Source organism: Spirillospora sp. CA-294931, assembly GCF_050946795.1.
In the GTDB taxonomy this organism is placed as follows: Bacteria; Actinomycetota; Actinomycetes; order Streptosporangiales; family Streptosporangiaceae; genus Spirillospora.
Window position 1 is genome coordinate 1,605,370 of sequence record NZ_CP192006.1, and the last position, 13,917, is coordinate 1,619,286.

General features: G+C 71.2%; 16 protein-coding genes. 8 read left to right on the forward strand and 8 right to left on the reverse strand.

Going from position 1 to position 13,917, the window contains the following annotated elements; all coding sequences use genetic code 11:
* Positions 1-39: 39 nt before the first annotated feature.
* The gene (locus ACQPY4_RS07535; protein ID WP_433333817.1) at positions 40-804 is read right to left on the reverse strand and encodes an ABC transporter permease; all 765 of its coding nucleotides are present in this window, start codon (positions 802-804) and stop codon (positions 40-42) included.
* Positions 801-1,727, reverse strand: coding sequence for an ABC transporter ATP-binding protein (locus ACQPY4_RS07540; protein WP_433333819.1), 927 nt, complete (start codon positions 1,725-1,727; stop codon positions 801-803). The genes ACQPY4_RS07535 and ACQPY4_RS07540 overlap by 4 nt, the downstream gene beginning before the upstream one ends.
* A 60-nt stretch (positions 1,728-1,787) precedes the next feature.
* Here ACQPY4_RS07540 and ACQPY4_RS07545 point away from each other — a divergent pair, with 60 nt between their 5' ends.
* A complete protein-coding gene (locus ACQPY4_RS07545) occupies positions 1,788-2,399 on the forward strand; it encodes a DUF1707 SHOCT-like domain-containing protein (RefSeq protein ID WP_433333821.1) in 612 nt (203 codons plus the stop codon).
* 55 nt (positions 2,400-2,454) lie between these two features.
* Here the strand turns inward: ACQPY4_RS07545 and glpX are convergent, their stop codons facing one another.
* Complete coding sequence (gene glpX / locus ACQPY4_RS07550; protein ID WP_433333823.1) at positions 2,455-3,486, reverse strand: class II fructose-bisphosphatase; 1,032 nt, start codon at positions 3,484-3,486, stop codon at positions 2,455-2,457.
* A 181-nt stretch (positions 3,487-3,667) separates the two neighbouring features.
* Between glpX and ACQPY4_RS07555 the strand changes: the two genes are divergently transcribed.
* The 4 genes from ACQPY4_RS07555 (at position 3,668) to ACQPY4_RS07570 (ending at position 6,965) form a co-directional block, all read left to right on the forward strand.
* Complete coding sequence (locus ACQPY4_RS07555; protein ID WP_433333825.1) at positions 3,668-4,309, forward strand: TetR/AcrR family transcriptional regulator; 642 nt, start codon at positions 3,668-3,670, stop codon at positions 4,307-4,309.
* Positions 4,310-4,335: 26 nt separating this feature from the next.
* Complete coding sequence (locus ACQPY4_RS07560) at positions 4,336-5,004, forward strand: DUF4245 domain-containing protein (RefSeq protein ID WP_433333827.1); 669 nt, start codon at positions 4,336-4,338, stop codon at positions 5,002-5,004.
* A gap of 140 nt (positions 5,005-5,144) precedes the next feature.
* Positions 5,145-6,092 carry a M23 family metallopeptidase gene (locus tag ACQPY4_RS07565; protein ID WP_433333829.1) on the forward strand — a complete coding sequence of 316 codons (948 nt, stop codon included), beginning with the start codon at positions 5,145-5,147 and terminating at the stop codon, positions 6,090-6,092.
* 222 nt (positions 6,093-6,314) lie between these two features.
* Positions 6,315-6,965, forward strand: a complete 651-nt coding sequence (locus ACQPY4_RS07570) for a M23 family metallopeptidase (RefSeq protein ID WP_433333831.1) — start codon at positions 6,315-6,317, stop codon at positions 6,963-6,965.
* Between the two features lie 42 nt (positions 6,966-7,007).
* Here ACQPY4_RS07570 and ACQPY4_RS07575 read toward each other — a convergent pair whose 3' ends face one another.
* Together ACQPY4_RS07575 and xseA are read right to left on the reverse strand one after the other, a co-directional pair.
* Entirely contained in the window at positions 7,008-7,235 is a 228-nt protein-coding gene (locus tag ACQPY4_RS07575) for an exodeoxyribonuclease VII small subunit (RefSeq protein ID WP_433333833.1), read from the reverse strand.
* A gap of 9 nt (positions 7,236-7,244) precedes the next feature.
* Positions 7,245-8,459: an exodeoxyribonuclease VII large subunit gene (xseA, locus tag ACQPY4_RS07580; RefSeq protein ID WP_433333835.1), complete on the reverse strand. Its 1,215-nt coding sequence runs from the start codon at positions 8,457-8,459 to the stop codon at positions 7,245-7,247.
* A 71-nt stretch (positions 8,460-8,530) separates the two neighbouring features.
* Here xseA and ACQPY4_RS07585 point away from each other — a divergent pair, with 71 nt between their 5' ends.
* Positions 8,531-8,728 (forward strand): hypothetical protein, encoded by a 198-nt coding sequence (locus tag ACQPY4_RS07585; RefSeq protein ID WP_433333837.1) that lies wholly within the window; start codon positions 8,531-8,533, stop codon positions 8,726-8,728.
* A gap of 83 nt (positions 8,729-8,811) precedes the next feature.
* On the opposite strand, the gene ACQPY4_RS07590 is transcribed toward ACQPY4_RS07585, so the two are convergent.
* Positions 8,812-9,555, reverse strand: a complete 744-nt coding sequence (locus ACQPY4_RS07590; RefSeq protein WP_433333839.1) for a hypothetical protein — start codon at positions 9,553-9,555, stop codon at positions 8,812-8,814.
* A 257-nt stretch (positions 9,556-9,812) separates the two neighbouring features.
* Between ACQPY4_RS07590 and ACQPY4_RS07595 the strand changes: the two genes are divergently transcribed.
* Positions 9,813-10,784: a 4-hydroxy-3-methylbut-2-enyl diphosphate reductase gene (locus ACQPY4_RS07595; RefSeq protein WP_433333841.1), complete on the forward strand. Its 972-nt coding sequence runs from the start codon at positions 9,813-9,815 to the stop codon at positions 10,782-10,784.
* 4 nt (positions 10,785-10,788) lie between these two features.
* On the opposite strand, the gene ACQPY4_RS07600 is transcribed toward ACQPY4_RS07595, so the two are convergent.
* Together ACQPY4_RS07600 and ACQPY4_RS07605 are read right to left on the reverse strand one after the other, a co-directional pair.
* Complete coding sequence (locus ACQPY4_RS07600; RefSeq protein ID WP_433333843.1) at positions 10,789-11,328, reverse strand: DUF6542 domain-containing protein; 540 nt, start codon at positions 11,326-11,328, stop codon at positions 10,789-10,791.
* Positions 11,329-11,384: 56 nt separating this feature from the next.
* Positions 11,385-12,689, reverse strand: coding sequence for a DNA recombination protein RmuC (locus ACQPY4_RS07605; RefSeq protein ID WP_433333845.1), 1,305 nt, complete (start codon positions 12,687-12,689; stop codon positions 11,385-11,387).
* 133 nt (positions 12,690-12,822) lie between these two features.
* On the opposite strand from ACQPY4_RS07605, the gene ACQPY4_RS07610 reads away from it, so the two are divergent.
* Positions 12,823-13,830, forward strand: a complete 1,008-nt coding sequence (locus ACQPY4_RS07610) for an alpha/beta hydrolase fold domain-containing protein (RefSeq protein WP_433333847.1) — start codon at positions 12,823-12,825, stop codon at positions 13,828-13,830.
* Positions 13,831-13,917 lie beyond the last annotated feature (87 nt).

Consider the following 13,917-nt stretch of genomic DNA (forward strand, 5'->3'; position numbering starts at 1 on the left):
GTAGGGTGGCCCGACCAGGGGGTCAATGGACGCGGCGGGTCAATGGATGAGGCGGCGCCGCATCATCCGCACCGCGATCACCCACATCGCCGCCGCGAACCCCGCCAGCACCGCCAGATGGCCCAGATCCTCCAGGGGACGCAGCCCGAACACCGCATGGCGGACCAGCTCCACGCAGTGGTACAGCGGATTGGCCAGCGCGACCTTCTGCGCCCACGTCGGCAGCGCGTCCACCGGGAAGAACGTGCCCGCCACCAGGAACAGCGGCGTCAGCACTCCGGTGATCACATAGTCGAGCGAGTTGATCGACGGGACGACCGCCGACGTCCAGAGCCCGAACAGCCCGAACCCGAGCGCCGTCACGAACACGATCGCCGGGATCAGCACCATGCCCGGCGATGGGTCGAGCCCGAACAGCATCGCGATCACCACCGGCGCGCACGCGTAGACCGACGACTTGGCCGCGATCCACAGCGCCTCGCCCGTCACCAGCTCATGGACGTCGACCGGCGCCGCCAGCACCGCGTCGTAGGTGTGCTGGAACACCCGCCGCACGTACCCGTTGATCATCCCGGGGAACGCCGAGGTGAACAGCGCCGCCGTCCCCACCACGCCCGTCGCCACGAACTCCAGGTACCGGTAGTCGCCGACCACCGCCACCATCGACCCGAACCCGTAGCCGAACGCCAGCAGGAAGAACGTCGGCTCCGCCATCGACGCGAACGACTGCGACCGCCAGTACCGCTTGTACAGCGCGAACTCGTGCCGCCAGATGCCCTTCAGCGACGCCATCTCGACCGTCATTCGACCCGCTCCCCGGTCAGCACCACGAACACGTCCTCCAGGCTGGCCGCGCGGCGGACCCCGTCGGGGCCCAGCTCGTCCCGCACCGACGGCGGGATCGTCTCGGCCTTCAGGACCGACACCGACGGGCCCGTCCGCCGCGTGGCGAACCCCGCCGCGCCCGCGACCCGCTCGACCTCCTCCAGCCGGTCGGGCGGGCCGTGATGCTCCATCACCAGCTCGCCCGCGTGATCGGCGATCAGCGAGGCCGGGCCGCCCCGCGCCACGATCCGCCCCCGCGACATCAGCGCGCACGCGTCGGCCAGCCGCTCGGCCTCCTCGATGTAGTGCGTCGACATCAGCACCGTCGTGCCCCGGGACCGCAGCCCGTCGATGAGGCCCCACAGCTCCGCCCGCACCTGCGGATCGAGGCCCACGGTCGGCTCGTCCAGCAGCACCAGGTCAGGCCGGTGCACCAGCCCCCGCGCGATCAGCAACCGCCGCCGCATCCCGCCCGAAAGGTCGTCCACCTTGGTGGCCCGCCGCTCGGTCAGGTGCGCCAGCTCCAGCGCGTCCTCCAGGGCCTGCCGCCGCTCTTTGCGCGGCACCCGATACAACTGCGCGAAAACCTCAAGGTTCTCCTGGACGGTGAGTTCCTCGTCCAGATTGTCCTGTTGCGGCACCACGCCCATCGCCGCCCGGGCCCGCCGCGACTCCTTCGGCACCGGGAACCCCAGAACCTCGATCTCACCCTCGTCGGCGATCGCCTGCGCGGTGAGCAACTTCATGGTCGTGGACTTGCCCGCGCCGTTCGGCCCCAGCAGCCCCAGACAGCTCCCGGCCGGCACCTCCAGATCGAGCCCGTCCACCGCGGTGAAGTCGCCGAACCTTTTCACGACACCCCGCAGGCTCAGGGCCACATTTTCTTGAAAATGCAACGTCATGGGCGCCACGATGACATTTTTCGGCCCAATTGGCCTCCCGGCCGCGGTTAACCTCTAGGTGTGGAAACCCCCGGCCGCCGCCCCGCGGAACAGGCGACGCGCGTACACGACCTGAGAGCCTCCGACGCCGACCGCGAACGGGTCGTCGCCGTCCTCGGCGAGGCCCTCGCCGACGGCCGCATCACCATGGAGGAGCACTCCGAACGCACCACGCGGGCCTACGAGGCCCGCACCCTCGGCGAGCTCACGGGCCTGACCGGCGACCTCAGCCCCGAAGAGGCCCAGCCCATCCTGGTGGACGACCGGCCCGTCTCCGCCCTGTTCGGCCGCATGCGCCGCGAGGGGCGCTGGGTCGTCCCCGTCCGCTTGCCCGTGACCGTCCTGTTCGGCACCGTCGAGCTCGACCTCCGCGAGGCCGTCCTGCAGCGCCGCCACATCGTCCTGCACTCGACCGTCCTCGGCGGCCGCATCCGCCTGCTGGTCCCCGAGGGCGTCCGCGTCGACGTCACCGGCCGGACGATCTTGTCCACCCGGGAGGTCCGCACCCGTCCCACCGACGAGGGCCCCACGATCGAGATCAGCGGCACCCTGCTGCTGGGGTCCATCAAGGCCCGGGCCCCCAAGCAGTCCCTCCGCCAGAGGCTGAGAACCCGCCTGTCCCGCCGCCCCTGACGCCTGGGACATGCGTGGGGCGCCTTGAGGGCGCCCCACACGTACCCGTGGCGGCCTAGACGGCGGTGTCGAAGTTGATGGCGCTGTAGGCGCGGAGCTTGTTGAGCTGGTGCTCGCTGGAGACGGTGCGGATGGTGCCGCTGCGGGAGCGCATCACCAAGGAGTGGGTGAAGGCGGTGCCCTTGCTGTAGCGGACGCCGTCGACCAGCTCGCCGTCGGTGATGCCGGTGGCGGCGAAGAAGACGTCGTCGGAAGTCACCAGGTCGTCGGTGGTCAGGACGCGGCCGAGCTCGTGGCCCGCGTCGACGGCCTTCTGGCGCTCGGGCTCGTCCTGGGGCCACAGGCGGCCCTGGATGACGCCGCCGAGGGCCTTGATGGCGCAGGCGGCGATGATGCCTTCGGGGGTGCCGCCGATGCCGAGGAGGAGGTCGACGCCGGTGCCCTCGCGGGCGGCCATGATGGCGCCGGCGACGTCGCCGTCCATGATGAACTTGATGCGGGCGCCCGCCTCGCGGACCTCCTTGACGATGCCCTCGTGGCGCGGACGGTCGAGGATCACGACCGTGACGTCGTTGGGCGAGGAGCCCTTCGCGCGGGCGATGGCGCGGATGTTGTCGGCGATCGGACGCTCGATGTCGACGACGTCGGCGGCCTCCGGGCCCGTGACGAGCTTCTCCATATAGAACACGGCGGACGGGTCGAACATCGAGCCCCGGGGGGCGACCGAGAGGACGGCGATGGCGTTGTTCATGCCCAGCGCCGTCAGTCGGGTGCCGTCGACGGGGTCGACCGCGACGTCGCACTCGGCGCCGGAGCCGTCGCCGACCTCCTCGCCGTTGTAGAGCATCGGGGCGTTGTCCTTCTCGCCCTCGCCGATGACGACGACGCCCCGCATGGCGACCGTGTTGATCAACTGGCGCATCGCGTTGACGGCCGCCCCGTCCGCGCCGTTCTTGTCGCCCCGTCCCACCCAGCGGGCGGCGGCCATGGCGGCGGCCTCGGTCACGCGGACCAGCTCCATCGCCAGGTTGCGGTCGGGCGCCGAGGGCTCGGTGGCAAGGGGGGAAATCGTAGTGTCGTCAGACATGACGAGGCAGCCCTTTCGGTCGGTGTTGACTCGGATTCTCCGCGTGGCCGGGCCTGTGCCACAAATTGGACCAGACCAGAGCCCGCCTGAGCCGCGCCGACACCCTTGACGAGGCGTGATTTGGCGGTCAGCAGGACGGGGGATCGTTTCCCCGGGGTGAGAGGGCGTAATCTCAGGGCCTATGAGCAGCGACATCGACGTTCCCTCCGGCGGCGCGCCCGTGACTGAGGCGGCGTCTCGGACCTCCGACCGGGGCGCGGCCACCCGAGCCGCCCTCCTGTCGGCGGCGCGGGACGTCTTCTGCGAGGCGGGCTTCGCGCAGGCCGCCGTGACCGACATCGTCGCCAAGGCGGGAGCGAGCGTCGGGAGCCTCTACCACCACTTCAACGGCAAGGCCGATCTGTACCTGACGCTCTTCGAGGAGTTCCAGGTCGGCCAGCAGGAGCGGACGCGCGAGGCGGTCAACGCCGTCCGCGAGACGGGCGAGCACGACCCGATCACGCTGTTCGTGGCCGGAGCCGGGGCCTACCTGGACGGGTGCCTGGCCGACCGGGCGGTCTCGCGGCTGTTCATCTCCGGCGACGGCCCGCCCGGGTTCGACCGGGTGATGCGCCAGCGCCTGAGCAAGTGGGCGCGCCGCAACGCCGCGCTGTTCCACACCGCCGACGGGGGCGTGGACGAGGCCCTGGTCGTCGTCCTTACGGGGGCGATGGCGGGCGCGGTGTCGGAGGTGTCGTTGATGGACGACGAGGACGCGGCGCGGGCTCTGGCCGAGCGGGTCATGACGATCGTCGCCACCATCCGCAACCCCGGTACGCGGTAGCGGGGACCGTAGGAGATCCTAGGTACGTGACCGACAAGACCTCTTCCCCCTCGCCAGAGACCGAGCCCGGCCCCGCGCCGGAGGAGCGGCCCCGTCCCGAGGGGCCCATTCTGGTCAGCCCGGGGACCTACAAGCGCCTGACCACGGGCCTGGGGGGATTCACGCTCGCGATGGGGGCCTGCCTGCTGCTGGTGGGAGTGATCTTCCTGATCACACCGCGCAGCAACAAGGAGGTGCTGCCGACCATCGACTACAGCAGCCAGCTCTGGGCCGTCCGCAATGACGCGCCCTACACGGTGCACGCGCCGGACGGCCTGCCGATCGGGTGGCGTCCCACCAGTTCGCGCGTCCACGGCCTGAACAAGGGCAAGGAGCCGGTGGCCTGGCATCTGGGCTTCGTGACCCCGTCGGAGGAGTACGCGGCGCTGGAGCAGAGCAACGAGAAGGCCGCCGAGTACGTCCCGCGGATGACCAACAACAAGAAGTCGCTCGGGACGCAGCAGGTCAACGGCGTGACCTGGACGAAGTACCACCGCAAGGACAAGAAGGCCAACTCGCTCGCCCGCACCCTGCCCAACGGGGTGAGCCTGGTGGTGACCGGCACGGCGACCTACGAGGAGCTGGCGGTGCTGGCGGCCGCGCTCAAGCCGCAGCCCAAGCAGGCTCAGGTCTCGCCGTCCCCGGCGCCGTCCTGACCGGACGGTGACGTGAGGGTTCCCCACGGGGGCCTGTTTGATGACGGCTTGGTCACCATTGGCATCGATCTTCCCTTTCGGCCCTTTCGCAGGCGATGATCAGCGCTGCGTCAGTGGGTCGCAAGCGAAGGATGGTGCAAATGAGCCTGAAGCTGAGAAGCCGCGCCGTGGCCGTTACCGGGGCCGCCGTCGTGACCGCGGGAGCGGTCGCCACGGGTGTGGTCCTGGCCGGGGGAGACCCGGGGACGAAGAAGGCCGCGCCGGTCGCCGCGACGGCGAACAGGGCCGCCGCGCAGGCCGCCCCCGCGTTCCGCCTCCCCTTCCCGTGCGGGCAGGTCTGGACGGGCAACTCCAACCGCAGCAGCGCCCACACGCGCTATGAGATCGACTTCAACCGGGGAAGCTCTCCCGAGGCCGACAACGGCCACGCGGTCGTCGCCGCGGCGGCCGGGACGGTCGTCCGCTCGACCCGTCACGTGAACCAGAGCGGGTTCGGCAACCACGTGGTGATCCAGCACTCCGGCGGCTACGCCACCTGGTACGCGCACCTGAAGTACCGCTCGGTCAAGGTCGGCCAGAAGGTCGCGTCGGGCACCAAGATCGGCGCGGTCGGCCGGACGACGCGTCCGAGCAACAGCGGGATGTCGTCCCACCTGCACTACGAGGTCCGCCTCAACGGCGGCTACCCGCCGGTGGCGGCCTCCTTCGGCGGGCGCCGGTTCGCCTACCCGCAGCAGACGCTGAAGGCCTGCGCCAAGCCGCCCGCGCCGCACCCCGTGACGCAGATCTGCGGCGCCGGCTACCGGAAGATCGACGAGGCCGCGCTGCGCCGTGGCGGCAAGACCTACGGCCGGGTCTACCTGGGCTACAAGAGCGGCTACAACTGCGTGATCACCGTCAAGCCCAAGGGCGCCAAGACGGCGATGTCGGCGACCCTCCAGGTCAGGGGCGCCGCCGCCAGGACCGACCGGGGCAACTACACCTGGTACGCGGGCCCGATCCGCTCGGCGGCGGGCAAGAAGTGCGTGAAGTGGGGCGGCAGCATCGGCTCCGCCGCCTACACCAGCCCCTTCGAGCACTGCGGCTGACTCAGGCACGGCCCGGTCCCTTTTGGGGCCGGGCCGCACTGGGGGTTTCGGTCGCCGGAGGGCCTTGAACGGCGATCTGCCTCATCGGTGAAGCTTCTGTCACTTCTCGTCCCAGCCCTTCCCGAGACGCTCGTCCGCCCGTGATGATCAGCACGCGGTGGTTGATCAGCTCCCGGCGAAGGGACTCCGATGAGACCCCGGTGGACCAGCAGACGGCTCGCGATGACCTTCGGAGCCGCGGGCGCGGGCGCCGCGCTGGTGGGCGCCACCGCCACGGGCGCCCCGGCCGAGAGCGTGCGGGTCGCCCCCGTCGCGGCGCTCGCCGCCCCCGCCTTCGAACTCCCCTTCCCCTGCGGCCAGTCGTGGACGGGCAACTCCACCAACAGCACCGCCCACCGGTCATGGGAGATCGACTTCAACCGGGGTTCCACGGCCGGTGCCGACCTGGGCGACACCGTGACGGCCTCCGCTGCCGGGACGGTCGCGACGTCCGCCCACCAGGGCTCCGCCAACGGGTACGGCAACCTTGTGGTCATCGACCACGGCGGCGGCTGGAAGAGCTACTACGCCCACCTTCAGTCGCGGGCCGTCTCCTTCGGGCAGCGCGTCGCGCGCGGCCAGAAGCTGGGTGCCGTCGGCGACACCAGCAAGCCGGGCAACGACATCTCGCCTCACCTCCACTACGAGCAGCGGCTCGGCACCGGGTACCCGGGCAACATCCAGAAGGCCGCCTTCCACGGGAGGACGTTCGGCTACCCCCAGCAGACGCTCAAGTCGCAGAACTGCGACGGGGGCACAAGGGCGACTACACCTGGTACGCGGGCAATGTCCGCGCCCCCGCCTCAGGCAAGTGCGTCAGATGGGGCGGCATAGGCTCCGCCACCCACACCAGCCCCTTCGATTGACCCGGACGCCCTAGAACGGGGCTTCGGCGTCCTTGGTGTCCGCGGCGGGGGTGGACATGGCGGCGGCCAAGCGCGCGCGGGCGCCTTCGAGCCACTCCTCGCAGATCGCGGCGAGCTTCTCGCCGCGCTCCCACAGGTTCAGGGACTCCTCGAGCGTCAGGCCGCCGGTCTCCAGCCGCCGGACGACGTCGGTCAGCTCGTCGCGGGCCTGCTCGTACGACGGTTTCTCGTCTGTCACGGCACCACTCTAGGACTCCAGCGCCTCGCGGACGGCCACGGTGAGGCGGCCGTGCGCGAGTCGGACGTTCAGAAGCTCGTCCCGCTTGAGCGCGGCGGCCTCGCGGACCACCGCCCCGTCCTCCTGCTGGACGATGGCGTACCCGCGCTGGAGCGTGGCGGCAGGGGAGAGGGCCAGCAAGCGCGCGCGGGTGTGGGATAGCTCGTCCCCGGCCCGGTCGAGCGCGCCGGACAGGCACCGCCGCGCGCGGTCGCGCAGCGCGGCGACCTGCTCGGACTGCCGCTCGATCTCGCGGACGGGGTCGGCCAGCGCGGGCCGCGACCGCGTCGCCTTGAGCCAGGCCAGCTCGCGCTCGACGCCGCCCGCCAGGCAGCGGCGGCCCCGATCGCGCAGCTGCCGGACGAGCTGGAGCTGCTCGCGCACGTCCGGGACCACGCGCTTGGCCGCGTCCGTCGGGGTGGACGCCCGGACGTCGGCGACCAGGTCGAGCAGCGGGCTGTCCTGCTCGTGCCCGATGGCGCTGACGATCGGGGTGCGTGCCGTGGAGACGGCTCGCACCAGCGCCTCGTCCGAGAAGGGGAGCAGGTCCTCCATCGAGCCGCCGCCCCGGGTGATGATCACGACCTCGATCGCGGGGTCGGAGTCGAGCTTGCGCAGCGCCTCCATGACCTCGCCGACCGCGTGGTGGCCCTGGACGGCGGTGTTCTCCACCTGGAACTCGACCGCGGGCCAGCGGCGCCTGGCGTTCTGCAGGACGTCGTGCTCGGCGTCGGAGTCGCGCCCGCAGATCAGCCCGATCTTCCCCGGGAGGAACGGGAGCGCGCGCTTGCGTTCGGGACGGAACAGCCCCTCGGACGCCAGCACCTGCTTGAGCCGTTCGAGCCGGGCCAGCAGCTCGCCGACGCCGACCGGCTTGATCTCCAGGACGCTCAGCGAGAACGTCCCGCGGTTGATCCAGAAGTCGGGCTTGGCGTGCACGACCACGCGGGCGCCGTCGGTGACGGCGGGCCCGGCCGCCTCGAAGACGGCGCGCGGCCCCACGACCCGCACCGACATGTTGGCCACCGGGTCGCGCAGCGTCAGGTAGACCGTCCCGCCCCGGGCGTTGAGGTCGGTGATCTGGCCCTCGACCCAGATGCGCCCGAGCCGTCCGATCCAGCCGCCCACCGCCTGCAGAACGGTTCTGACCGGGACAGGTGATTCCGCCGTGGTCTCCATCGCCATGGCTGGCAGCCTATGACCCCGCAGGGCGCGCCGCGCGGCTCGCCTCGGCGGGCTGCAACTTCGTCCGCTGGATGGGCGGCGCCCTGGCGCCCTACATCGCCATCAAGGTCGCCGAGCACGCCGGACGCGACGTCCCCTATTACGTCGGCGCCGCCTGCTGCGTGGTGGCGATCGCCATCCTGGTCACGCGCCGCCGCCACCTCCAGAGCCTGGACCGCGTCGCCATCGACCACACCTTCCAGGACGGCCCGCTCCCGGCCCGCGCCTGACAAGATCGAGAAAGGAAACGGCCCCCCGGGAGGAATCCGGGGGGCCGTTCCGACAATTCGAAAGGGATCGCTTACGGGGCGGCTCAGTTGTGGCCGTTGAGCTTGGCGACCCGGTTCTCGTACATCTTCAGGACGTCCGCGCGGGCGGCGTGCTGTTCCTCGTAGGCGCGCAGGAGCTTCACCTGGTCGACCGAGAGCCCGCGCAGCCGGGCCCGCAGCTGCGGCAGCGTGGCCTCGTCGTAGTTCGGCACCGGAAGCTCGGAGCCCTTGCCGGAAGCGGGCTTCACCTCGGGCTTCGGCGTCGGCGTCGTCTCGGGCTTCGGCTTCGGCTCGGCCTGGCCGGCCGTCTCGGGGGCCGGGTCGGGCCTCGGGCTGGGGGCGGCCTTGGGAGCGGGCTCGGCCGCGGGCTCGGGAGCGGGCTTGGCCACCGGCTCGGCGCCGGGCTTGCCGACCGCGATCTCCTTGTCGGCGGGCTTGGCGGCCGACCTGGTCACCGGCTTGGCAGCGGGCTTGTCCTGGACGGTCGCCCGCGCCGTCGCGCGCTCGGGCTCGGCGTCCTCCCCGCCACGGACCTTGTCCACCACGCGCCCGACGACCTTGCCCGCGGTGACCTGGACGTCGTCGCGAAGCCTGCCGAGCACGGGCTTCACGCCGCCGCCCTCGGTGATCTCCTTGTAGTCCTTGGTCATCCGGTCGCTCAGCAGCAGGGCACGGCCGACGCCGAACATGGCGAGCCGGACGGCGTGCAGCGGGAGGTCGCGCACCTGTTCGCCCACCGAGTCACGGACCTGCTGCTTGAGGCGGCGCGGCGATTTCGTCATCGTCATCCATCTCCCTGCTGTCCGATCACTTGGACTGGGTCGATACGGCACCGTCTGTCAAACCTCACTTTGCCGTATCGGTGCGATACCGGTCACCCCGGGTGAATGGATTTCTGTCCAATTGGCGGGTGGAGTGGGTCACATTGCGGGCTTCACCAGAGCTTTGACGCCCTGGCGCACGGGCTTGGCGGGGCATCGGACGTCCCGGGGGAGTGACCCTTGCGACGGTGCGGGACGCGCGAGGCGCCTCGTACGATGGGGCCATGACCTCCAGCAGCCAGCGCCGTGTCCTGCTCGCCAAGCCGCGTGGTTACTGCGCCGGCGTCGACCGGGCCGTCGAGACGGTCGAGATCGCCCTGGAGAAGTACGGGGCGCCCGTCTACGTGCGCAAGCAGATCGTCCACAACGTCCACGTCGTCAAGACGCTGGAGGAACGCGGCGCCATCTTCGTCGACGAGACCGAAGAGGTGCCCGAGGGGTCCATCGTCGTCTTCTCCGCCCACGGCGTCGCCCCCGTAGTGCACGACGAGGCGCGCGGACGCCGCCTGGCCACCATCGACGCCACGTGCCCGCTGGTGACCAAGGTGCACAAGGAGGCCGTCCGGTTCGCCAAGGACGACTACGACATCCTCCTCATCGGCCACGAGGGCCACGAGGAGGTCGTCGGCACCACCGGCGAGGCCCCCGACCACATCCACCTGGTCGACGGCCCCGACGACGTGTCCAAGGTCGTCGTCCGCGACCCCGACAAGGTCGCCTGGCTCTCCCAGACCACGCTCTCGGTCGACGAGACCGTCGCCACGGTCAACAAGCTCCGCGAGCGCTTCCCCAACCTGCTCGACCCGCCCTCGGACGACATCTGCTACGCCACCCAGAACCGCCAGGTCGCGGTCAAGGAGATGGCCGCCGAGTCCGACCTGGTCATCGTGGTCGGCTCGACCAACTCCTCCAACTCCGTCCGCCTGGTCGAGGTCGCCAAGGAGCACGGCGCCGACAACGCCTACCTGGTCGACTACGCCGAGCAGATCGACGAGGCCTGGCTGGACGGCGTCACCACGGTCGGCGTCACCAGCGGCGCCTCGGTCCCGGACGAACTCGTCCAGGGCGTCCTGGCCTGGCTCGCCGAACGCGGCTACGCCGACGTCGAGGAGATCGAGTCGGTCCGCGAGAAGATGCACTTCGCCCTGCCGCACGAACTGCGCCGCGACCTGCGCGCCGCCGCGAACACCGCCTGAGGCGTCAGTCCAGCGCCCGGGGACGGCCGTCGTCGCTCCCGGGCTTCTCGTCCCAGCGGACGGGGTTCTCGTTCTCCTCTTCGGCGATCTTGCGGCTGCCCGCCAGGCGGGAGCGCAGGTCGCGGAAGGCGGTGACCAGGCCGCGCGGACCCGAGATGAGCAGGGTGAGCACCGTTCCGAGGAACACCCACGGGGCGGTGGCGGCGAGCGCGGTCACCATGCTGACGGCGACGCCGCGCAGCAGCGAGCCCTCGCCGATCGTGGTCACCACGACGGCGACGAACGTGGCCGCGAAGAAGACGGCCGGGGGGCTCACCGCGAGCGTGAGCAGGTCGGCCGGTCGGGTGGTCAGGGCCGCGATAACGCAGCCCGCGGTGAAAAGGCCGCCCGCGAGGATGGGCATGTCGACCCAGCGAGAGAGCAGCGAGCCCAGCAGGGCCGCGCCGAAGACCACGACGACCCCGCCGCGCCCCGTAAGGGTCACCGGCGCCGCGTTGGCCCGGGTGCGCGGCTTCGGGGCCGAGTCACCGCGCTGACGTCGCACAGTTCTCCCCGAGGAGGGCGAGTCGCCGTCAGGCGCGTCGCGTACGGTCGATGTACTCATTGCCACCTCTCGCGGCGATCAATCTGATCGGGGATGGCCCTTCCGCCGAAACCTACCCGTTCGGCCGTCGGATCGGCGTCCTCTCCCGTTTCGTCGTCGCCCCCGGTCAGCTCGGCCGCCGACAGGGGACGGGCGCTGTCCTCGACGGGACGCGGCGACTCCAGCGAGTCCTCGACGACGCCGAGTTCGTTCAGGCGCCGCGCGCTGACGAGCACCCGGGTTTCCAGGGAGCCGACAGTGCGGTTGTAGGAACGGATGGCGTTGGTCAGCGAGCGCCCCAGCTCGTCCACGTGCTGCCCCATGGTGCCGAGACGCTCGTACAGCTCCTTGCCCAGGTCGAACACCGCGCGCGCGTTGCGTGACAGTGCCGCCTGCTGCCAGGCGTAGGACGCGGTGCGCAGCATGGTGACCAGCGTGGTCGGGGTGGCGATGTGCACGCGGCGCCGCATCGCGTACTCCAGCAGGGCCGGGTCGCGTTCGAGCGCGGGGGCCAGAAAAGCCTCACCCGGAATGAACAGCACCACGAATTCGGGGGCGGGGCTGAACGCCTGCCAGTAAGACTTGGCCGAAAGCCGGTCGACGTGGTCGCGCACATGACGCGCGTGGGCGTCCAGCCGTACCGGGTCACCGGTCTCGGCGGCCTCCAGGTAGGCGGCGAGCGAAACCTTGGAGTCGACGACGACGTTCTTGCCGCCCGCGAGCCTGACGACCATGTCCGGACGGACGGTGCCGTTCTCCGTCCCGGCGCTGGCCTGCTCGTCGAAGTCGCAGTGATGTTCCATCCCGGCCAGCTCGACCACCCGGCGCAGCTGGAGCTCGCCCCACCGTCCGCGCGCCTCGGGGCGCTGCAGCGCCCGCACGAGCGTGCGGGTCTCGGCGCGCAGCTGGTCGGAGCTCTGCCGGACGAACTCGACCTGCTTGGCCAGCATGGCGTGCGACTCGCGGCGTCCGGTCTCGACCTCTCTGAGCTGCTCCTCCACCTTGCCGAGGGTCTCGCGGAGCGGCGCGACCAGATGCTCGACGGCCTGCTGCCGCCGTTCGAGGTCGCCGGCCGCCTCGACCCCCGCGGCCTTGAGCCGGGCGTCGGCCAGGTCGAGGAAGCGCTGGTTGCTGGCGTCCAGGGCCTTGGCGGACAGGCTCTCGAAGTGCTCGGCCATCCGTTCTTCGGCGTAGGAGAGCTTCTCCTCCGCCGCCCTGGCGCGGGCGATCAGGGCCCCCTGGCGGCCGGTGGCGAGCGCGAAGCCCAGCACCACGCCGAAGGCGACCCCGACGGCCAGGCCGGCGAGCAGCGTGAGGTCCATCCGTTCATCGTGGCAGCGGAGTCCGGGACCACCGGTGCGACGCGCCGTGGGGCCCGCCGCACCCGACAATTAGACTCATCGTTCATAAGAGTTCCGGAACGGGATGAACCCCCGGCCTTCCAGGGAGACAGCGATGACGACGAGTACCCGCCCCGCGTCCATCCGGCCCGTCGCCACCACTGCGGCGGAACGACGCGTCACCCGGGTGCTGGCGATGGAGCCCGGCAGCCCCGCGAGCCTCCAGGCCCGCCTCGTCAACGTGTTCCTCCGGAGGGTGGTCATGGCCGGCTGGGAGGCCACCCCCGATTCGGAGGCCGGGCTGCTCATGGTCCAGCGAGTCGTGGGCGCGGTCGGACGCGTCCAGCGCGCCCCGCGCGGCGTCTCGTTCAGCCGCGACGACCTCGGGACGTGCAGTGCCCAATGGATCCGCGCGCCGAAGTCAGACGAGCGCAAGGTCTTCCTGTACCTGCATGGGGGCGGCTACTTCTGCGGTGGCCCCGGCCTCTACAAGCCGTTCAGCTGGCGGCTCGCGGCGGCCACGGGCCGTCCGGTCTTCCTGCCCGACTACAGGCTGGCCCCCAAGCACTCCCCGGCGGACGCACTGGAAGACGCCCTCGCCGCATACGACCGCTTGCTCGACCAGGGATACGACCCGTCCGACATCGCGGTCGGGGGCGACTCCGCCGGGGGACACCTCGTCCTGGCCCTCCTGCTCGCCCTCAAAGAACGCGGCACGCCCCTCCCCGCCGCGACCGTCTGCATCTCCCCATGGGCCGACCTGATGTGCGAATCGGAGTCGCACAAACTCAACGCGCGCGGCGAACCCCTCCTGTCGGCCGCGCGCCTGGCGTCCGTGGGCCGCAGGTTCTGCCGCGACAAGCAAGAGAACGACCCGGTCTTCTCCCCGTGGCGCGGCGACCTCACGGGACTGCCCCCGATGCTGCTGATGTCCAGCCTCACCGAGATCCTGCGCGACGACACCCGCGCGGTCGCCCGCCGCGCCCGCGAGTCGGGCGTGGACGTCGTCCTCCAGGAATGGGACGGCCTCGTCCACGCCTTCCCGGTGTTCGCCGACCTCGTCCCCGAAGGCCGCGCCTCCTTCCGCCACATCGCCGAGTTCCTGCGCTCGACAGGCGCCTGAGCCGTCGCTTGGGGGGTGGCAGCCGGAGCGCGCGAGGCGCTAGGGCAGCCGGGCCCGCTCCCCGACCGCGATAGCGCGTGAGACGCC